Here is a 19591-nt window from a genome sequence, read left to right as displayed (position 1 = left end):
GAAACCCCGCCCGCTTCCGCCCGCCCCGACGCGTCACGGCTTGTTCAGGTAGGTGAGGACGGCGCGGACGCGGCGGTTGCTGTCGTCGTCATCGCGGAGGCCGAGTTTGACGAACATCGAGGTGGTGTACTTGCTGATGGCGCTCTCGCTCAGGAAGAGCCGCCGGCCGATGGCCTGGTTGGACAGTCCTTCGGCCATGAGGCCGAGCACGGAGAGTTCGCGCGGCGTGAGCCGTTGGAGCCGCCGGTTGGAGGGTCCGGCGGAGAGCAGGGTGGTGATGACGGCCGGGTCCATCGCGGTCCCTCCGGCGGCGACGCGCTCCAGTGCACCGATGAACTGATCGCCGTCGAACACGCTCTCCTTGAGGAAGTAGCCGACGCCGCCGGAGCCGCCGGCCAACAGCTCGCGGGCGTAGAGCTGTTCGACGTGCTGGGAGAGGATCAGGACGGGCAGCCCGGGTATGCGGTGGCGGGCGGCGAGCGCCGCACGCAGGCCCTCGTCCGACTGGGTCGGTGGCATGCGGACGTCGACGACGGCAACGTCAGGACGCCACGTCAGCAGCGCGTCGAGCGTCTCGGGCCCGGTCGTCGCGGTCGCCACCACCTGGTGTCCGTACGCGTCGAGGAGGCGGACCATCCCGTCGCGCAGGAGGTAGAGGTCTTCGGCTACGACGATTCGCATGGCACCACCATGGTGACGCGGGTCGGCCCGCCTGCCGGACTGACGATCTCCAGTGTGCCGTCGAAGACCGCGAGGCGGCGGTGCAGCCCCGTGAGACCGCCGCCGGTGCGCAGGCCGGCTCCGCCGCGGCCGTCGTCCTCGACGGTGACGACGATGCCGGTGTCGCTGCGGGCGATGGAGATCCGCGCCCGGGTCGCGCGGGCGTGCCTGACCGCGTTGGTCAGCAGTTCGGCGATCCCGAAGTACAGCGCGGACTCGACCGGCGGGTCCAGGAGGAGCCGGGGGCCGGCGCTGACGGCCACTTCGAGCGGGCTTTCCAGGGCCAGCGAGCGTACGGCGTCGACGAGCCCCCGCTCGGTCAGCACCGGCGGGTTGATGCCCCTGACCAGCTCGCGGAGCTCGGCCAGTGAGGTCGCGGCGCCGGTTCGTGCCTCCCGCATCAGCGCCCTGGCCCGGTCGGGGTCGGTCTCCATCAGCTTCTCCGCGGTCGTCAGGGAGAGCCCGAGCGCGACCAGGCGGGCCTGTGCCCCGTCGTGGAGGTCCCGCTCGATCCGGCGGATCTCGGCGGCCTGCGCGACCGTGGCGTCGGCTCGCTGGGCGGTGAGTTCGTCCACCCGTTCCGTCAGCAGCATGGCGCGCGACGGGGACAGGAAGCGGACGGACACCGGGCCGACGGCCCGCCAGGCGTACGGGGCGCCGGCCACGGCGACGACCAGGCCGAGCGCCCCGACGGCGCGGGCGGAGAGCGTCGGCCCGGACAGTCCGACGATCGCGGCCGCGACCCCGGCCGGCGGGACGGCGGCGACCACCCCGACGGTGACCGGCGCGATCGCGGTGAACCGCAGGTCGCGCCAGGTCGCCGGATCGCCCCAGCGGACCCTCCACCGCTGCTCCTGCCGGGCGGCCCGGGCGCTGCGGGTGTAGGAGTAGCCGTTCCACCAGTACCCGGTCGACATCCGCACGACCGGAGGGGCCTGACGGTACCCGTCGGGTATGACGACGCCCGTCCACCGCGCGACCAGGAGCCGGAAGGCCCGGCAGACGGGGCGGGACAGGCCGAGGGTGCCCGAGAGTGCCGGCACGAACAACCCCACCCAGGACCACGGGTTGCCGGCCCAGAGGACCGCCACCGCCACCGCCACGGCCCACACGGCCGGGACCGGCATGCTGACGGCCACCACCACGCAGGCCCGTACGAGGCCCACGCCGACACCCGCCACCCACGACGTCAGTTGTCGCATGGTCATTCCTTCCTTCCCGCTCCTGGTCTCCGACCGGGCGTGAGCACCGGGTGCTGCCGCACGGTCCCGATCGCGCCGGTCCGACCCGGGGACTCCACTCTGCACTGCGCGGAGTCCGATCCCCGCCGGATCGGCCCGGGAGTGGGTCTGGCCCCACCCACCCGTACGTCCAGGCCCATATCCCGCCACCTGTGCGCTCCCTGGCGTCGAAACCACGACAGCGGCCGGCGGCGGCCGGCGGCACGACGACGGCGGCGCGACCACTGAACGCGTGACCCCGAGGTGTCGCTGACGCGTGCGCGCCTAGGTCGCGCCGCATGGTGTGGAGCGACATCCCGGTCCGGCGGAGCGGTGTGCGCCGCCGGACCGGTGTCCGTGAGGGGAGCGCTTGTGACCGCGTTGGAGCACCGGCCCGCACCCGGGTCGGCCTCAGGGCCCGCACCACAGCCCGCACCACGACGCCGTCCGATGCTGCCAAGCCCCCTTCTGGCCGCAGAGCCTCACCCCCGGACGCGTCTGCGGGAGCGCCGCCTGCACCGCCGCGCTCCAGGACGCGATCGCCATCTCCACCGGGGACACCCACGGTGTGGCGCCGCGCTCCGACGGCACCGTCGGCAGCGGCCGGCACAGTCAGGGTCTGGTCCGGCCGCTCGCCGACCTGTCCCTCGCGATCGGCACCGCCCCCGAACCGGTGCCCAACGGAACGTCCCTCACCTACACGGTCACCGTGCACAATGCCGGACCGGCCGCCGCGGAGCACGTGACCTTCACCGGCACCCTGCCGGCCAACGCCAGGTTCGTCAGTGCCACACCGTCCACAGGCAGCTGCAGCACCCCGCCCGCCGGCTCCACCAACTCCGTGACGTGCCTCCTCGGATCGCGCCCCGGCGGCTCCGACACGACCACCACCATCGTCGTCAAGGCCGTCGCGGTCGGCGGCGGCAGCATCACCACCACCGCCGAGGTCACCAGCACCACCGCGGACCCCGGCTCCGACAACAACGCCGCGACCATCATCACGGCCGTGAACTGACGGACAATCAGATCCGATCGCCCGACCGCCCGGCCGGTCGGGCGCCGTCGCCAGGCGGCCGTGGAGGTCTCGTTGATGTCGTCGCGCATGGGTGCCAGACTTGGCGCCCATGAGAGCCCCCGTGCCCGAACCAAGCCGTCAGCTGTCCGATCCGCAGGAACTGCTGCTCGGCTACCTGGACTTCCTCCGCTCGGCCGTCACCGCCAAGATCGAGGGCATGCCCGAGAAGGAGCAGCGTTCCAGCCGGCTGCCCTCGGGCTGGAGCCCGCTGGAACTGCTCAAGCACCTCGTGTTCATGGAACGGCGGTGGCTGCGCTGGATCTTCGAGGGTGAGCCCGTGCCGGAGCCGCACGGGGACAAGGACGAGTCCGGGCGCTGGCGCGTCGGCCCGGACGAGACGGCCGCGGAGCTGATCGCAGCCCTGCATGCCGGGGGCGAGCGGACCCGTGCCATCGTCACGGGCGCGGCCCTGGCGGCGGAGAGTGCCGAGGGCGGCCGGTTCTCCGCAGGAGATCAGGAGGTCAGGCCGTCGCTCGGCTGGATCCTTTTCCACGTCATGCAGGAGTACGCGCGGCACGCGGGGCACCTCGACATCGCCCGGGAGCTCGCCGACGGCGTGGGACAGTAGCCCGCCGCGACGTGACGCGACGCGCCTCGAGGCCGGTGCCCGGCGGCGCCGAGGCACCCGCCGCCGTGGCCTTGGCCGCCGCGCCCGTGCCGCAATGCCGCCGCGGCGCAATGCAGGGCTCTCCGGCCGGGTCGGTCAGGCCTGCGGCTGGATGCCCAACGTCCGGGTGAGTTGCGCCAGTTCCTCGTCGAAGAGCTTGTCCGGGCTGGCGAGCTGGCTGCGCAGGTGGCCGTAGACCTCCAGTGACACCAGGCCGTGGAGGTGCCCCCAGAGGCGCAGGGCCAGGGCGACGCCGGCCGGGGGGAGGTCGGGGAAGGCCGGGCGGATCTTGTCGAGCAGGCCGGGGTCGAAGTCGGCCCAGGTGAACCGGCTGTCCTGGTGGTGCTGTTGGGTCTGGGGCCAGGCCGCCGCGGCCAGGGCGGCGAGACCGGTGCAGGTCCGGAGGGCGGCGGCCGGCGCGGGGCCGCCCTCGGGGGCCTGGTAGCCGGGGACGGGGTCGCCGTAGACGAGCCGGAAGCCCTCGGGGTTGGCCAGGGCCCAGTCCCGGAACGCGCGGGCCCAGGCGGTGATCCGGGTGGCCGGGTCGGCGGAGGCGGAGGACTCCCGGGCGGCGTCCACGGCGTCGGCGAGCGCGGTGTACACGTCGCCGATGAGTGTGGTGACCAGGTCGTCGCGGGTGGGGAAGTAGCCGTAGATGGCGTTGGCCGTCATGCCCATCTCGCGGGCGATGGCCCGGAGGGTGATGGCGGCGGGGCCGCCCGTGGCCATCAGTGCCAGCGCGACGCTCTTGATCTCGGCCGTCGTCTCGGCCCGTAGCCGTTCGCGCCTGCCGGTGCTCGTCCTGCCGGTGCTGGTCGTGTTGGCGCTGGTCGTGCCGGTGCCCGTCCTGCCAGTGCTCGCTCCGCCGGTCACGGCTCTCCCTGTCACGCGGGCAACTCTACAGCGTCACTGCCATAGGTGCCGTATCCAAACTTCACGGCGTATAGTTTCGCCACGGCGTCACCGACCGGATGGTGTGGCGCCCGAATCCGCATGCAGAGGAACAGGGGAGAACCATGCACATCGGAGTCATCGGCGCGACGGGGACCATCGGCAGCAGGGTCGTCACGGAGGCCCTCGGCCGCGGCCACCGCGTCACCGCGTTCAGCCGCGACGCGTCGGAGGCGGGGCTCGACGAACGCCGGGAGAACGTCGCCTGGGCCGACATCGACGTGCTGGACGCGGCGAGCATCGCCGCCGTCCTGCCCGGCCTCGACGTCCTGATCAGCGGCTACCAGCCCGGCAACGCCGCCCGGGACTTCGCCGACACCGTCGAGCGCTCGATCGCCGATCCCGGCGTCCACGTCACCGCGGCGCGGGCGCTGCTGGCCGCGCTCGACCGCCACCCCCGGACGCGGCTCATCGTGATCGGCGGCGCGGGCAGTCTGGAGGTCGAACCGGGGGTGGTGCTGGCCGATTCGGAAGAGCTCCTGCACAAGACCCTCGACGAGCTCGGTCTGCCCCGCGGGTACGCGGCCTCCGTGCGTGGCGCACGGGACGGCCTGAACGTCCTGCGAACCTCGAACCGGCTCTGGACGTACTTCAGCCCCGCCGAGTACATCGCCCCGGGCGAGCGCACGGGCCGCTTCCGGATCGGCGGTGACCAGCCGGTCCGCGACGCCGAGGGACGCTCCCGCATCTCGGCGGAGGACGCGGCGGTCGCCCTGGTCGACGAGGCGGAGCTGCCGCGCTTCGTCCAGCGCCGGTTCACGATCGGCTACTGAGTACCGGGCGGCAGGGTGCTTCGCGCGCTCCGGCCCCGGGTGCTCCACGTGCCCGGGGCCGCGCCGTAGTGCAGGGGCGCGGTGGCGGCGGCGTCAGGGGGCGGCCGGGAGGCCGTACCGGACGTCCGTCAGCTCCTCCGACAACTCCCAGAGCCGGCGCCCGGTTTCGGGGTCGGCGGCCGAGGGTGACAGTCGCACCCGGGCGGGCCCGCCGCGCAGCTCGGCGAAGCCGTCCGGGCCGATGAACTCGCCGCCCCGGACACCCGGTTCGGTCGCCGCGTAGAGCTGCGGCAGGGCGCCCCGGGCGGGGGTCTGGGCGAGCGGGCGGGCGAGGTGGCCGAAGAGCAGCCGGTACAGGGCGGTCGGTGCGCCGGTCACGATGTTGGTGGCGGCGTAGCCGGGGTGGGCGAGCAGGCTGCGCACGGGGCTGCCCGCGGCGGTGAGCCGGAGGTGCAACTGACGGCCGAAGACGGCGTTGGCCAGCTTGGACTGGTTGTAGAAGGCCATCGGCGCGTACCCGTGCCGGCCGTCGAGGTCGTCGAACCGGATCCGCCCGCGCCGGTGGTTGATCGAGCTCACCGTGACCACCCGCGGGTCGCGTCCCCCGGCCAGCAGGTCGAGCAGCAGGCCGGTGAGGGCGAAGTGGCCGAGGTGGTGCGCGGCGAACTGGAGCTCGTGCCCCTGGGCGCTCAGCGTCCGCGGCGGGGCCATCACGCCGGCGTTGTTGACCAGCACGTCCAGCCGGTCGTGGTCGGTGTGGAGGCCGTGGGCGAAGGTGCGGACGGAGTCGAGGTCGGCCAGGTCGAGCCGTCGCACCTCCAGCCGGGCGGCCGGCTGCTCGGCGGTCAGCTCCGCGACCGCCCGGCGCCCCTTCTCCTCGTCGCGGACGGCGAGTACCACGTGGGCGCCCCTGCGGGCCAGGGCCCGGGTGGTGGCGAGGCCGAGGCCGCTGTTGGCTCCGGTGATGACGACGACCCGCCCGGTCTGGTCCGGGATCCGCTCGGCGGTCCAGCGCTGATGCTCTGTCATACGGCACATGCTGTCCTCCGTGTCACTCGGTGTCAATACGCTCCCGAGTGTCACCCAAGGCATCGCGATACCATGACGCGGTGACCACCCGCCCCGAACTGTCCATGGCCGAGCGCAAGCGGCGGCTCGTCTCCGGCGAGCTGGCCGAGGCCGCGCTGCAACTGCTGGCGGAGAACGGGTTCGACGCCGTCACCATCGACGAGATCGCGGGCGCCGCCGGCGTCTCGAAGCGGACGTTCTTCCGGTACTTCGCCTCCAAGGAGGACGTGGTCGTCCAGGTCCTGGCCGACCTGGGCCCCGAGATGCGCGCCGTGCTGGCCGCCCGGCCGGGCGGGGAGCGGCCCTCCGTCGTGCTGCGGCACGCCGTCTGGGTCTCGCTCGCGGCCTGCGCCGCACGCTCGAACGGCGCCGCCCACGACGGCCACACCGGCCACACCGGCCACACCCACGGCGACGGCCACACCGGCCCCGCCGCCCCCATTGGCCAGTCCGGTCACGACGACCGGGCGCTGCGCGTGGTGCAGCTGATCCTCCGCACGCCCGCCCTGCTGGGGCGGTTCCTGGAACGCCAGGTGCAGTGGCGCGACGAGCTGGCGGCGGAGCTGGCGCACCGCCTCGGTCTCGACCCCGCCACCGCGATGTACCCGCGGCTCGCCGCCGGGATGGCGCTGACCGCGTTCGACACAGCGCTGCGCCGCTGGAGCGAGAGCGACGGTGCCGAGGACCCGGCCGTACTGCTCGACGAGGCGTTCGCCGTCGTCGCCCCGGCGCTCGACACCGTCGGGGCTCCCCGGGCATGACGGAGTCCGCCCCGGCGGCACGGTCGGGGCGGACTCGGGTCACGACCGTGGTCAGGCGTCCGGGATCCACGAGCCGTGGATCATCGCCGGTACCCGGCGCGGCAGGTGGACGGTGGCGACCGGCGGTACGGAGAGGTCGGAGGCGTCGAGCACCAGTAGCCTGGACGCGTCGGCGTTGAGGTCGCTGACGACGGTCAGCAGGTAGCCGGCGTCCTCGTCCGACGCGCCCTGGGCCGGGACGAAGACGGCCTCGCTCGGCAGTTGGCCGTTCCCGACCGGCAGCTGCTGCCGGGCGCCCGTGCGGCGGTCGTACTTCACCAGCGTGTGGTTGCCGATGCCGCGGTCGTCCGGGAAGGAGAGCGCGTACTGGTACCGGTGTTCCGGGCCGGTGTACGCGTCGTTGGTGGTCGGGAACTCGACGGTCAGGTCGTCGGTCCGCTCCTCCCGGACGGCGCCCGACGCCGGGTCGACCGTCCAGCGGTGGCCGTGGGCACCGGAGTTGGGCTCGGCGCCGCGGCCGGGGGCGCCGACCCACCAGTTCCAGGAACGCTGCCAGCCGTCCCGGCCCACCGCCGGGCCCTCGACCACGATCCGGCCGGCGGCGTCCTCGTAGGCGTTGGCGAGGTGCATCGCGTAGCCCTGGCCGATCTCGTACCAGCGGACCTCGGCCGCGCCGCCGGCGCCCCGCGGCATGATCCCGATCCGCGAGGCCTGCACGTCGCTCCAGCCGTAGGGGATGCCCGAGTGGTCGGAGAGGTCGAGGGTGACGGAGCCCTCCAGGAAGACCACGTAATGCTCGGTGATCGCGAAGTCGTGCTTGAGCGCCGCGCTCGCCCCCGGGACGCACACTTTCTCGTGTCAACGCCCCGTCAGCCGCGCGCCCGGGCGGTCGTGCCTCATCGGCCGTGCACCCCGTCAGCCGTGCACCCGTCGGCCGTGCGCCCCGTCGGCCGTGCACCTCATCGGCCGTGCACCCCGTCGGCCGTGCACCTCATCGGCCGTGCGCCCCGTCGGCCGTGCACCTCATCGGCCGTGCGCCCCGTCAGCCGTGCACCCGTCGGCCGTGCGCCCCGTCAGCCGCGCGCCCGGGTGGCGCCGCCGCGGCCGGGTGCCGAATCCCGTCCCGGATAGCTGGTCCAGACCATTGACGCTCGCCGACCCCGCTCCCTAGCATGATCCGCACCGCGGCGGCCGTACGGGGGCCCGCCGCCCCGCCGAGCGCGCAGCTCCCTCCCACCCACAGGGCACGCGGCCGAGCCATGTCCGAGCCATGTCCGAGCCCCGCCGTCTGCCGGCAGCCGGCGCGTCCTGAGGAGCACGATGAGCACGTCCGTTCATGTGGCCGACCACGGGCCGGCCCGGGGATCCGCCGGTTCCACCGAGCCGGCCGCCCTGACCGTCGGACAGGAACGCCTCTGGTTCCTGGACCAGTTGGACCCGGGGGACCCTTCCTACAACATCCCGCTCGTCCTGCGGCTCACCGGCGCGCTGGAGCCGGCCGCCCTTCGCGCCGCCCTGGACGCGGTGGTGGCCCGGCACGAGGCGCTGCGCACCCGGTTCCCGAACGAGGACGGCCGCCCGGCCGCCGTGGTCGATCCGCCGGCCCCGGTCCCGCTGGAGGAGGTGGACCTGCGGGCCGAGCCGCAGCAACTCCCCGCGGCCCTCGCCGGACGCACCAACCGCGGCTTCGACCTCGCCGCCGGACCGCTCCTGCGCGCCGCGCTGCTGCGCACCGGCGACCAGGAACACGTGCTCTGCCTGGTCGTCCACCACATCGCCGCCGACGGCTGGTCACTCGGCCTGCTGCGCACCGAACTCGCCGACCGGTACGCCGCCCACCGGGCCGGCCGCCCGCTCGACCTGCCGCCGCCACCCTCCTACCTCGCCCACGCGGCCGCCGAACGCGCGTGGCTGGCCGGGCCGGAGGCACAGGACGCGCTCGCCTACTGGCGCGACCGACTGGCCGACGCCCCCGCCCTCGAACTGCCGCTGGAGCGGCCCCGGCCCGCCCACCCGGGCAGCGCCGGCGCCTTCTACACCCGGACCCTGCGCGGTGTCGGTCCCGAGCTGGACGCCTTCGCCCGTGCCCGCCGGCTGACGCCGTTCATGGTGCTGGCCGCCGCCTACCAGGCCGTACTGCACCGCTGCACCGGCCAGGACGACTTCTGCCTCGGCGTGCCCACCGCCGCCCGCACCACCGTCGAGGCCGAGCAGACGGTCGGCTACTTCTCCAGCGCGCTGGTGCTGCGTGCCGACCTCTCCCCTCGCGTCGACGGGGATGCCCCGACCGGTGCGCCGACCTTCGCCGACCTGCTGCGCCGCACCCGCTCCGGCTGGCTCGGCGCGCTGGGCCACAGCCAGGTGCCGTTCGAGCAGCTCACCGAGGAGCTGCGGCTCGAGCGCGACCCCGGCCGCACGCCGGTCTTCCAGACCCTGCTGACCGTCCACACCCAGAGCGGCGGCGCACTGGACGAGCACGCCTTCGCCGACCTGCGCTGCACCGAACTCGACGGCGGCTACAGCGCGGCCAAGTTCGAACTCACCCTGGACGTCCGGTGGGACGGCGAGGACCTGCTGGCGATCTTCGGTTACCAGACCGAGCTGCTCGACGAGGCCTGGATCACCCGGCTGGGCCGCTGGTTCGACACCCTGTTGCGCGACGGCCTCGCCGAGCCCGAGACGCCCGTCCACCGGCTGGCGATGCTGGACGCCGCCGAACTGGCCGCCACGGCCGCCGCCGAGGCCGGTCCCGTGCTGCCGGCACACCCGGAGACGGTGCTCGCCGCGATCGACCGGGCCGCCGCCGAGGCCCCGGACGCGACCGCCCTGGAGAGCCGGGGCGAGCGGCTGACCCGCGCCCGACTGGCCGAGGAGTCCGGCAGGTTGGCCGCCGCACTGGCCGCCTCCGGCGTCCGGCACGGGGACGTGGTTGCTTTCTGCCTGCCGCGCGGGCCGCGCGCGGTGGTCACCATGCTGGCCGCCTGGCGGGCCGGCGCAGCCTACCTGCCGCTGGACCCGGAGTACCCGGCCGCGCGGCTCGCCCTCATGCTGGCGGACAGCGGCGCGAAGGTCCTGGTCACCGCCGACGGCCGGCCCGTCGAGGGCCTGAAAGCGGACGTCGAGGGCCTGCAGGCGGACGTCGCGGTGCTCGCCGCGGGCGCCTCCGCCACGGAGGCGCCGCTCCCGGCGGGCGCCGCCGCCCACGGGGACGACCCGGCCTACCTGGTCTATACCTCCGGCTCCACCGGAACCCCCAAGGGCGTCCTGGTGCCGCACCGCGCGCTGGCCGCCCGGGTCGCCTGGATGCGCGAGGGCTACGGGATCACCGCCGCCGACCGGGTGCTCCAGTTCGCCTCGCTCTCCTTCGACACCTGCGCCGAGGAGGTGTTCCCCGCGCTCGCCGCGGGCGCCACCCTCGTCGTCGCCGAGCCGGGCGCGGCCCTGCCCGAGCAGCTCGCCGAACCCGGCGCCGCCGGGCTGACCGTGCTCGACCTGCCCACCCCGTACTGGCACCAGCTGGTCGCCGACCTCGACGCCACCCCCTGGCCGGCCGGGCTGCGGCTGCTGGTCCTCGGCGCCGACCAGGTGCGGGCGGAGGCCGTCGCCACCTGGCGCGCCCGGTTCGGCGACACCGTCCGGGTGGTCAACTCCTACGGGCCCACCGAGACCACGGTCATCGCCACCACCGCCGAGCTCGGCGCCGCCGACGCCACCGCCCGCCCGCCGATCGGCCGGCCGATCGGCGCCGCTACCGCGGCCGTCCTCGACCGGTACGGCACCCCCGCACCGCCCGGCACCCCCGGCGAACTGGTGGTCGGCGGCGACGGCGTCACCTACGGCTACCTGGGCCGGCCCGGCGCCACCGCCCGCGCCTTCGTACCCGACCCGGACGGCCCGCCCGGCGCCCGCCGCTACCGCACCGGCGACCTCGTCCGACGGCGCGCCGACGGCGCACTGGAGTTCCTCGGCCGGCTCGACAGCCAGGTCAAGGTGCGCGGCTTCCGGATCGAGCCCGGCGAGACCGAGAGCGCCCTGCTCGCCCTGCCCGGCGTCGGCCAGGCCGTGGTGACCGTCCGCGGCGACGCCCTGGTCGGCTACGTGGTGCCCGCCGCCGGCGGCCCCGCCCCCGCACCGGACGCGCTGCGCGCCGGGCTCGCCGCCGTCCTTCCGGCCCACCTGGTGCCGAACGCCCTGCTCGTCCTGGACGCGCTGCCGCTCACCCCCAACGGCAAGCTCGACCGCCGGGCCCTGCCCGCCCCCGAGAGCCGGCCCGAACTGCGCGCCGCCTACGTCGCCCCGCGCACCGAGGCCGAGGAACTGGTCGCCGAGGTCTGGCAGGAGGTGCTCGGCCTCGACCGGGTCGGCGCCCTGGACGACTTCTTCGACCTCGGCGGCCACTCCCTGCTGGCCACCCGCGTCGTCGCCCGGATCCGCTCGGCCGTCGACCTGGCCGTGCCGCTGCGCACCCTGTTCACCCACCGGACCGTCACCGCCTTCGCCGACGCCGTCGAAGCCGCCCTGGTCGCCGAACTCGCCGAGCTGTCCGAGGACGCCGCCGAGGAACTGCTCGCCGCGCAGGACTCCCCGGAAGGGACCAACACGCAGACATGAGCACCGACACACCGACCCCCGCGGCGGGAACGGCCCCGGCGGCCGGCCTCTCCGCGGCCAAGCGGGAGCTGCTCAGCCGCCGCCTCAAGGCCCGCACCGCCCCCCGCCAGGCCGTCCCGCGCCGGGCCGCCGACGCGCCCGTCCCGCTCTCCTTCGCCCAGGAACGCCTCTGGTTCATGGAGCAGTTCGCGCCCGGCACCGCCGCCTACAACATCCCCGTCACCCGCCGGCTCCGCGGCCCGCTGGACACCGACGCGCTGCGCCGGGCGCTGGACGCCTCGGTGGCCCGGCACGAGACGCTGCGCTCGCGTTACCCGGCCACCGAGGACGGCCGCCCGGTGCTGGAGATCGCCGAGCCCGCGCCGTTCGGGCTGGTCACCGCCGAGGCCGCGGACGAGGAGGAGGCCGGCCGGCTGGTCGACGCCGAAGCCGCCCGTCCGTTCGACCTGGAGACCGGCCCGCTTCTGCGCGCTCTGCTGGTCCGGCTGGCCGAGGACGACCACCTCCTGCTGCTGGTGGTGCACCACAGCGTGAGCGACGGCTGGTCCAGCGAGGTGCTGGTCGGCGAGGTGCTCCGCGGCTACGCCGCCCACGTGGCCGGCAGACCCGACCCGCTGCCGGAACTACCCGTCCAGTACGGGGACTTCGCGATCTGGCAGCGGGATCGGCTGAGCGGCGAGCGGCTCGCGGCCGAGGTCGCCCACTGGGCCGGCGAGCTGGCCGGCGTCGAACCGCTCGAACTCGCCTTTTCCCGCCCCCGCCCGCCCCGGCAGACCTTCGACGGCGCCGGCTACGGCTTCCGCGTCGACCGTGCCCTGCTGGACGGGCTCACCGCCCTCGGCAGGCGCCACGACGCCACCGTCTACATGGTGCTGCTCGCCGCCTTCCAGGCGCTGCTCGCCCGCTACAGCGGGCAGAGCGACTTCGCCGTCGGCTCCCCCATCGCCGGCCGGCCCGAGCCCGAACTCGAACCGCTGGTCGGCATGTTCGTCAACGTGCTGGCACTGCCCGCCCGGCTCGGCGGGGACCCGTCCTTCGCCGAGCTGCTCCGGCGCACCCGGGAGACCTGCCTGGAGGCCTACGCCCACCAGGAGCTTCCCTTCGCCCAGCTGGTCACCGAGCTGAAGGTGCCCCGCGACGTCAGCCGCCCGCCGGTCTTCCAGGCCGTCCTGGCCGTGCAGAACTACGCCACCACCCGCGAGGGCCTCGGCGAACTCCCGCTGGACGTCGAGCCGTTCGGCGTGCGAGCCAGCGGCACCCGGTTCGATCTGGAGCTGTTCCTCCAGGAGTGGCCGGACGGCCTGGCCGGCGCCTTCAACTACAACACCGACCTCTTCAGCGAGGACGACATCGCCCGGCTCGGCAGCCACCTCGGGCGGCTGCTGGCCGCCGTCGTCGCCCGGCCGGACGATCCGGTCTCCACCCTCGACGGGTCGGCCGAGGGCGAACGCGCCTTCGAACTGGACGAGTTCAACCGGACGGCGGTCGAACGGCCGGACACCACGCTGACCGCGATGATCGCCGAGCAGATCGCCCGCACCCCGGACGCGGTCGCCGTCGCCTTCGAGGGCGAGCCGGTCCTGACGTACAGTCAACTGGACGCCGCGGCCGACCGGATCGCCGCCCGGCTGGCCGCCGAAGGCGTCGGACCGGGCAGCCTGGTCGCCGTCAGCGCCGAACGCTCGCCCGAACTGGTCGCCGGTCTGCTCGGCGTACTGCGCACCGGCGCCGGATACACCCCGCTGGATCCCGAGTACCCGGCCGAGCGCCTCGCCTTCCTGCTCGCCGACAGCGCCGCGCCCGTCCTGCTCACCCAGCGCAGACTGCCCACCCCCAAGGGCTGCGCCGCCCGCGTCCTGCTGCTCGACGACCCCGCCGAGTGGCCGAAGGCGAGGACCAGGCCTGCCGGGCCGGACCCCGACGACACCGCCTACCTGATCTACACCTCCGGCTCCACCGGCCGGCCCAAGGGCGTGCCCAACACCCACCGCGGCATCGCCAACCGGCTCCGGTGGATGCAGGACGCCTACCGGATCGGCCCCGGCGACGCCGTCCTGCAGAAGACCCCGGCCGGATTCGACGTCTCCGTCTGGGAGTTCTTCTGGCCGCTGGCCACCGGTGCCCGGCTCGTCCTCGCCAAGCCCGGCGGCCAGAAGGACGCCGGCTACCTGCGCGACCTGATCGCCCGGGCCGGCGTCACCGTCGCCCACTTCGTGCCCGCCATGCTCACCGTCCTCCTCGCCGAGGACGAGGTGGAGAAGTGCACCACGCTGCGCCGCGTCGTCTGCAGTGGCGAGGCCCTCCCGCCGGACACCGCACGGGAGTTCACCACCCGGCTGCCCGACTGCGCGCTGGCCAACCTGTACGGGCCGACCGAGGCCGCCGTCGACGTCTCCTCCTGGGAGTGCGAAGGCCCGCTGGAGACCGTCCCGATCGGCCTGCCGATCGACAACACCCGGCTCTACGTGCTCGACCGGGCGCTGCGGCCCGTCCCGCCCGGCGCCCCCGGCGAACTCCACATCGGCGGCACCGCCGTGGCGCTCGGCTACCACCGCCGCCCCGGCCTCACCGCCGCCCGCTTCGTCCCCGACCCCTACGGCCCGCCCGGCTCCCGGCTCTACCGCACCGGAGACCTCGCCCGCCGCCGCCGCGACGGCACCCTCGAACACCTCGGCCGGACAGACCAGCAGGTCAAGATCCGCGGCCTGCGGATCGAACCCGGCGAGACCGAGGCCCTGCTCCGCGCCCAGCCCGGGATCGCCGACGCCGTCGTGATCGTCCGTGAGGACAACCCCGGCGACAAGCGCCTGGTCGGCTACGTCGTCCTGGCGCCGGGCGCCGAGGAGCCCGACCCGGCCGCCCTGCGCGCCACGCTCAGGCTCTCGCTGCCCGACCACCAGGTGCCCACCGCCTTCCCCGTGCTGGACGCCCTGCCGCTCACCCCCAACGGCAAGCTGGACCGCCGCGCGCTGCCCGCCCCCCGGCTGCGCCGCGCCGACGGCGGCGTCCGGAAGCCCGCGACCGAGGCCGAGCGGGTGCTCGCCGCGATCTGGGCCGAGGTGCTCGGCCTGCCGGAGGTCGGCACCGACGAGGACTTCTTCGACCTCGGCGGCCACTCGCTGCTCGCCACCCAGGTCGTCGCCAAGGCCCGCAAGCGGCTCACCGAGGCCGGCGCCCGCCCGGTCAGCGTGATGGACCTCTTCACCTGCCGGACGGTGCGCGACCTCGCCGCGCTGGCCGACCTCTCCGAGCAGGACCGCGGCCCGCGCAGGCTGCTGCACCGGCTCACCCGCCCGGTTCCCGCCGCACGCCGCCGGCTCACCCTGGTCTGCGTCCCGTACGGCGGCGGCAGCGCGGTGGTCTACCAGCCGGTCGCCGACGTGCTGCCGGCCGACACCGAGCTGTGGGCGGTGGCCATCCCCGGCCACGACATCGGAGTCACCGAGCAGCACCTGCCCTTCGACGAACTGGCCGCCCGGCTGGCCCAGGAGGTCCGCGAGCGGGTCGAGGGCCCGGTGGTGGTCTACGGCCACTGCGGGGTCGGGACGGCGCTGGCGGTTGCCACCGCCCGGCTGCTGGAGGCCTCCGGACGTGAGCTGGAGGCCGTCTACGCCGGGGCGCAGTTCCCCTTCGCCAAACCGCGGAGCAAGGTGCTCACCACCCTGAGCAACCTGGCCTCGCTGGAGCCGCTTCTCGGCGACCGGGTCTACGTCAACTGGCTCACCGGCATGGGCGTCGACACCTCCGAACTCGACCAGGACCAGATCCGGTTCATCGTCGGCAACATGCGCCGCGACTCCAGGGCCGCCGAGGAGTACTTCACCCAGGCGATCGCCGAGGTCGACGCGGGCGCGCCGAGGCTGAAGGCGCCGATGATCTCGCTGGTCGGCGACCGCGACCCGGCCGCCGACTTCTACCAGGAGCGCTACCGTGAGTGGCTGCTGCTCGCCGAGCGCTCCGCCGTCGCGGTGCTCGACCAGGGCGGCCACTTCTTCGTCAAGTACCGCGCGGACGAGGTCGCCGAGGCCGTCACCACCGTGCACCGGGCCGTCCTGGACGGCGCGACCGGCCGGCTGCCCGCGCCGGGCCCGGACTCCTCCTGGTGGTTCCACGGCGAGACCGGGCCACCGGCCCCCTCCCAGGAGGAGCCGGAGCACGCGGCGGGTGCCGTGCCGGAGGACGGCCCGGAGCCCAGCATGCGGCGCTTCCTGGCCGTCGCCGCCGGACAGCTGGTCTCCATCATCGGCTCGGCGCTCACCGAGTTCGCCCTGCCGGTCTGGATCCTGCTGGAGACGGGTTCGATGGCCCGGTACGCGCTCTACGCGGTGATCGCGATGCTGCCCGGGATCGTCGTCGGCCCGCTGGCCGGCGCGCTGGTGGACCGGCTCGACCGCCGCAGGGTGATGCTGGCCGGCGACATCGCCGCGGGCGCCACCCAGGCCGGGATGCTCGCTCTGCTGCTCGCCGGGCGACTGCACTCCTGGGAGATCTACGTGCTGCTCGGGGTGCTCTCGGTGGCGCTCACCTTCCAACGGCTCGCCTACGCCTCCGCGGTGCCCCAGATCGTGCCCAAGCAGTACCTCGGCCACGCCAACGGCATCGTCCAAATGGCCTTCGGGGCCGCCCAGTTCATTGTCCCGCTGGTGGCGGTGGCGCTGATGGCGGCGATCGGCCTGCGCGGCATCCTGGTCATCGACGTGGTGAGCTATGCGCTGGCGATCGGCATCCTGCTCGTGGTCAGGTTCCCGAGGACGCTGCCGTGGACGCGCCGCGAGTCGCTGGTCGAGGAGATCAGGCACGGCTTCGGCTACTCCTGGCGCAACCGGGGCTTCCGCTCCATGCTGCTCTGGTTCGCCGGCCTGAACATCTTCCTCTCCCCGCTGTTCCTGCTGGTCACCCCGATGGTGCTGGCCTTCTCCGACCTCGACGGCGCCGCCCGGGTGGCCGTCGCGGGAGGGGCCGGGGCGCTGCTCGGTGGCATCGCGATGGGCTTCTGGGGCGGGCCGCGCCGGCACCGGCTGCGCGGCATGCTCGGACTCGCCGCGCTGCTCTCGCTGGCCTGCGCCCTCACCGGCCTGCACGCCGGCCTCTGGGCGGTCGCGGCCGGGGCGTTCGGGATGTCCTTCGCGCTCACCCTGGTCAACGGCGTCTACTCGACCATCGTCCAGGTCAAGGTGCCGCAGCGGTTCCACGGCCGGGTGTTCGCGCTCAACACCCTGGTCGCCTGGTCCACCCTGCCGCTCGGGCACGGCGTGATCGCCCCGCTCGGCGCGTCGCTGTTCGGCCCGCTGATGGACGACGACGGCGCGCTCGCCGGGGTGTTCGGCCCGCTGCTCGGCACCGGGCCCGGGCGCGGCATCGCCCTGATGTACCTGCTGTTCGGCCTGGCGATGCTCGTCCTGGTGGCGGTCGGGCTGCGCCTGCCCGCCCTGGCCCGCTTCGACCGCGACGTGCCCGACGCCGAACCGGACGACCTGGTCGGCCTGCGCGAACGCGCCCGTCTCGCCGCGGCCCGCCGGGCCGCGCAGGCCGAGCGCCCCGAGCCGGCCTCCGTCTGACCCCGCCGAAGAAGCCCGGCGGCCGGCTCCCCGGCCGCCGGGCCCCGCCCCCTCTGCAGAGGAGCATCCCGTGACCACCGCAGCCCACTACCAGGTCGTCGTCAACGACGAGGAGCAGCACGCGCTCTGGCCGGCCGGTGCCCCGTTGCCCGCCGGCTGGCGGGCGGAGGGCTTCACCGGCAGCGAGGAGGAGTGCACCGCCCACGTCGACCGGGTCTGGCCGGACATCCGCCCGCTCAGCCTGCGCCGCCGCCTGGCCCGGCAGGCCGGCCGCGAGTGAGCGGCGCCGGGGCCCGCCGGGCCGGACGGACAGGATGCCCACGTACGAGCCCCCGCCGTGGCGGCACCCTCGCCACCACCGGGTTCTTCGTGACGGAGGCCGGAAACCCGGCGCTGCGCCAGGTCATGCGGCAGGCCTGAGGGACCGTAAACTACACCGCTGTCGAACAGTCGCCCTGCCGGCGTGCGGGGCAGCCGTTCGGGTGACATAGTGTCCGCTGACCGGTAGGACACCGTGTCAGTTCGCGGTACGGGCAGGGCCGGACGGGGTGAACCGGAGGCGAAGCCATGCCGCCTCACCCATCGAACGAAAGGGACGGGAACCCGTGCGGTCCGAGAACGCCCCGGCCACCTCCACACCCGTGGCCGCCAGTCAGTCATTGACGCTGGCAGGCATGCTCTTCGCGGTCTCGATGACCTTCATCGACCAGACCATCGTCTCCATCGCCGCGCCCGACATCATCCACGAACTCGGCCTCTCCTCGGCCGGCATGCAGTGGGTGGTCAACGCCTACCTGCTGGCGCTGGCGGCGTTCTTCGCCCTCGGCGGGCGGCTGGCGGACGTGCTCGGCCACAAGCGGATGGCGATCGTCGGCACGCTGACCTTCGTCGTCGCCTCGGCCCTGTGCGGGGCGGTGCCGACCGGAGGTGCGGCGCAGACCTGGCTGATCGCCTTCCGGGCGCTCCAGGGCGTCGGCGCGGCGCTGATGTTCCCGGCCGCGCTGGCCGTGGTGGTGGAGGTCTTCCCGGTGCAGCGGCGCGGCCGCGCGCTGGCGCTCTTCTTCGGTGTGGCCGGCGGCCTCACCGCGGTCGGCCCGATCCTCGGTGGCTTCCTGACCAGCTGGACCTGGCGGGCGATCTTCTGGGTCAACGTGCCGATGGCCCTCATCGCGATCGTCCTGACGCTGATGGCGAAGATCCGCAACACGCCGCGCCGGGAGCCGATCGACTGGGCGGGCGCCGCACTGGTGGCGGTCGGCATGGCCCTGAGCGTGCTCGGCCTCCAGCAGGCCGCGACCTGGGGCTGGGACAGCGCGGCCACCTGGCTCTGCATCGTCGGCGGCTTCGCGGTGCTGGTCCTGTTCGTCCTGTTCGAGCTGCGTACCCGGGACCCGCTGATCAAGCTGCGGGTCTTCGCCGACCGTGCCTTCGCGGCCGACAACGCGGTGCTGTTCTTCGCGATGATCGCCTTCGTCCCGGTGTTCTTCTTCGCGTCGGTCTACTCGCAGGTGGCGCTCGGCCAGTCGGCCAACGACGCGGGCCTCTACCTGCTGGTGTTCTTCGCCGGCTTCGCCCCCGGCTCGCAGATCGGCGGCCGGCTCCTCGACCGGGTCGGCGCCCGCCCGCCGATGCTGGTGGGCACCGCGCTCGCCGCCGTCGGCTTCGCGCTCTGGGCCGGCAAGATCACGGACCTCTCGCTGGGCGCCCAGTGGCCCTACATCGTGATGTCCGGCGCCGGCATCGGCCTGCTGCTGACGCCCGCCTCGACGGACGCCGTCAACCGGGCGATCGGCGCCTCGTACGGCGAGGTCACCGGCATCACCCAGACCGTGCGCAACTACTCGGCGAGCCTGGGCCTGGCGGTGCTGGGCACCGTCCTGCTGCACAGCACCACCGCCAACGTCCAGGACGCCCTGCGGGCGCACGGCGTGCCGGCGGAGGTCGCGCACAGTACCGCCGAGGAGATCACCAAGAGCATCACCGGCCACGGTGAGGGCGGCCAGGGTGCGTCCGGGGCCTCCGCGGAGATGATCGACGCCGTCCGCGGGGCCTTCGCCGAGGCCAACGGCCCGGTGCTGTACGGCATGGCGGCAGCCCTCGGGGTCGCGTTCCTGTGCGCGCTGATGCACCCCGGCACGCGCGTCACCGCGGAGACGGAGCCGGTTGCCGAGCCTGCCGCGCCGGTGGCCGGTCCGGGCGCCTGAGACGCACGGCGAACACCCGGGCCCCGCGGCGCCGGGAGCGTGA

Annotated in this window: 13 protein-coding genes; 8 read left to right on the top strand and 5 right to left on the bottom strand. The window is 74.4% G+C overall.

Features of this window, described 5'->3' with window-relative positions; all coding sequences use genetic code 11:
- Window positions 1–33: 33 nt before the first annotated feature.
- Together ACZ3YO_RS22130 and ACZ3YO_RS22125 are read right to left on the bottom strand one after the other, a co-directional pair.
- Window positions 34–681, bottom strand: a complete 648-nt coding sequence (locus tag ACZ3YO_RS22130) for a response regulator transcription factor (protein WP_465571826.1) — start codon at window positions 679–681, stop codon at window positions 34–36.
- Window positions 666–1922: a sensor histidine kinase gene (locus ACZ3YO_RS22125; protein ID WP_465571823.1), complete on the bottom strand. Its 1257-nt coding sequence runs from the start codon at window positions 1920–1922 to the stop codon at window positions 666–668. Before ACZ3YO_RS22125 ends, ACZ3YO_RS22130 begins: the two co-directional genes overlap by 16 nt.
- A 586-nt stretch (window positions 1923–2508) precedes the next feature.
- Between ACZ3YO_RS22125 and ACZ3YO_RS22120 the strand changes: the two genes are divergently transcribed.
- Both ACZ3YO_RS22120 and ACZ3YO_RS22115 read left to right on the top strand, forming a co-directional pair.
- On the top strand, window positions 2509–2955 hold the full coding sequence (locus tag ACZ3YO_RS22120) for a hypothetical protein (protein WP_465571821.1): 447 nt from the start codon (window positions 2509–2511) through the stop codon (window positions 2953–2955).
- Window positions 2956–3076: 121 nt separating this feature from the next.
- A complete protein-coding gene (locus tag ACZ3YO_RS22115; RefSeq protein WP_465571818.1) occupies window positions 3077–3583 on the top strand; it encodes a DinB family protein in 507 nt (168 codons plus the stop codon).
- 135 nt (window positions 3584–3718) lie between these two features.
- Here ACZ3YO_RS22115 and ACZ3YO_RS22110 read toward each other — a convergent pair whose 3' ends face one another.
- The gene (locus ACZ3YO_RS22110) at window positions 3719–4510 is read right to left on the bottom strand and encodes a TetR/AcrR family transcriptional regulator (RefSeq protein WP_465571815.1); all 792 of its coding nucleotides are present in this window, start codon (window positions 4508–4510) and stop codon (window positions 3719–3721) included.
- A 128-nt stretch (window positions 4511–4638) separates the two neighbouring features.
- Between ACZ3YO_RS22110 and ACZ3YO_RS22105 the strand changes: the two genes are divergently transcribed.
- Complete coding sequence (locus ACZ3YO_RS22105) at window positions 4639–5346, top strand: NAD(P)-dependent oxidoreductase (protein WP_465571812.1); 708 nt, start codon at window positions 4639–4641, stop codon at window positions 5344–5346.
- A gap of 93 nt (window positions 5347–5439) precedes the next feature.
- Here ACZ3YO_RS22105 and ACZ3YO_RS22100 read toward each other — a convergent pair whose 3' ends face one another.
- Window positions 5440–6375, bottom strand: a complete 936-nt coding sequence (locus ACZ3YO_RS22100) for an oxidoreductase (protein WP_465571809.1) — start codon at window positions 6373–6375, stop codon at window positions 5440–5442.
- Window positions 6376–6479: 104 nt separating this feature from the next.
- Between ACZ3YO_RS22100 and ACZ3YO_RS22095 the strand changes: the two genes are divergently transcribed.
- The gene (locus ACZ3YO_RS22095; RefSeq protein WP_465572182.1) at window positions 6480–7175 is read left to right on the top strand and encodes a TetR family transcriptional regulator; all 696 of its coding nucleotides are present in this window, start codon (window positions 6480–6482) and stop codon (window positions 7173–7175) included.
- A gap of 51 nt (window positions 7176–7226) precedes the next feature.
- Here ACZ3YO_RS22095 and ACZ3YO_RS22090 read toward each other — a convergent pair whose 3' ends face one another.
- Window positions 7227–8024, bottom strand: coding sequence for a carotenoid oxygenase family protein (locus tag ACZ3YO_RS22090; RefSeq protein ID WP_465571807.1), 798 nt, complete (start codon window positions 8022–8024; stop codon window positions 7227–7229).
- Window positions 8025–8495: 471 nt separating this feature from the next.
- On the opposite strand from ACZ3YO_RS22090, the gene ACZ3YO_RS22085 reads away from it, so the two are divergent.
- From ACZ3YO_RS22085 to ACZ3YO_RS22070, 4 genes are all read left to right on the top strand, one after another.
- Window positions 8496–11786: an amino acid adenylation domain-containing protein gene (locus tag ACZ3YO_RS22085; protein WP_465571804.1), complete on the top strand. Its 3291-nt coding sequence runs from the start codon at window positions 8496–8498 to the stop codon at window positions 11784–11786.
- Window positions 11783–17344: an amino acid adenylation domain-containing protein gene (locus ACZ3YO_RS22080; protein WP_465571801.1), complete on the top strand. Its 5562-nt coding sequence runs from the start codon at window positions 11783–11785 to the stop codon at window positions 17342–17344. Before ACZ3YO_RS22085 ends, ACZ3YO_RS22080 begins: the two co-directional genes overlap by 4 nt.
- Window positions 17345–17414: 70 nt before the next feature.
- Window positions 17415–17624, top strand: coding sequence for an MbtH family protein (locus tag ACZ3YO_RS22075; RefSeq protein WP_465571798.1), 210 nt, complete (start codon window positions 17415–17417; stop codon window positions 17622–17624).
- A gap of 394 nt (window positions 17625–18018) precedes the next feature.
- Complete coding sequence (locus ACZ3YO_RS22070; protein WP_465571795.1) at window positions 18019–19548, top strand: MFS transporter; 1530 nt, start codon at window positions 18019–18021, stop codon at window positions 19546–19548.
- Window positions 19549–19591: the final 43 nt, after the last annotated feature.

The organism is Kitasatospora sp. NPDC022785, assembly GCF_055561295.1.
The sequence above is the reverse complement of the archived record's forward strand: the minus strand, read 5'-3'. Positions and strand labels throughout refer to the sequence as shown.

Coding starts and splice junctions, on each gene's coding strand:
- ACZ3YO_RS22130 (WP_465571826.1), bottom strand. CDS start 681: ATGCGAATCGTCGTAGCCGAAGACCTCTACCTCCTGCGCGACGGGATG.
- ACZ3YO_RS22125 (WP_465571823.1), bottom strand. CDS start 1,922: ATGCGACAACTGACGTCGTGGGTGGCGGGTGTCGGCGTGGGCCTCGTA.
- ACZ3YO_RS22105 (WP_465571812.1), top strand. CDS start 4,639: ATGCACATCGGAGTCATCGGCGCGACGGGGACCATCGGCAGCAGGGTC.
- ACZ3YO_RS22100 (WP_465571809.1), bottom strand. CDS start 6,375: ATGACAGAGCATCAGCGCTGGACCGCCGAGCGGATCCCGGACCAGACC.
- ACZ3YO_RS22095 (WP_465572182.1), top strand. CDS start 6,480: ATGGCCGAGCGCAAGCGGCGGCTCGTCTCCGGCGAGCTGGCCGAGGCC.
- ACZ3YO_RS22085 (WP_465571804.1), top strand. CDS start 8,496: ATGAGCACGTCCGTTCATGTGGCCGACCACGGGCCGGCCCGGGGATCC.
- ACZ3YO_RS22080 (WP_465571801.1), top strand. CDS start 11,783: ATGAGCACCGACACACCGACCCCCGCGGCGGGAACGGCCCCGGCGGCC.
- ACZ3YO_RS22070 (WP_465571795.1), top strand. CDS start 18,019: ATGCTCTTCGCGGTCTCGATGACCTTCATCGACCAGACCATCGTCTCC.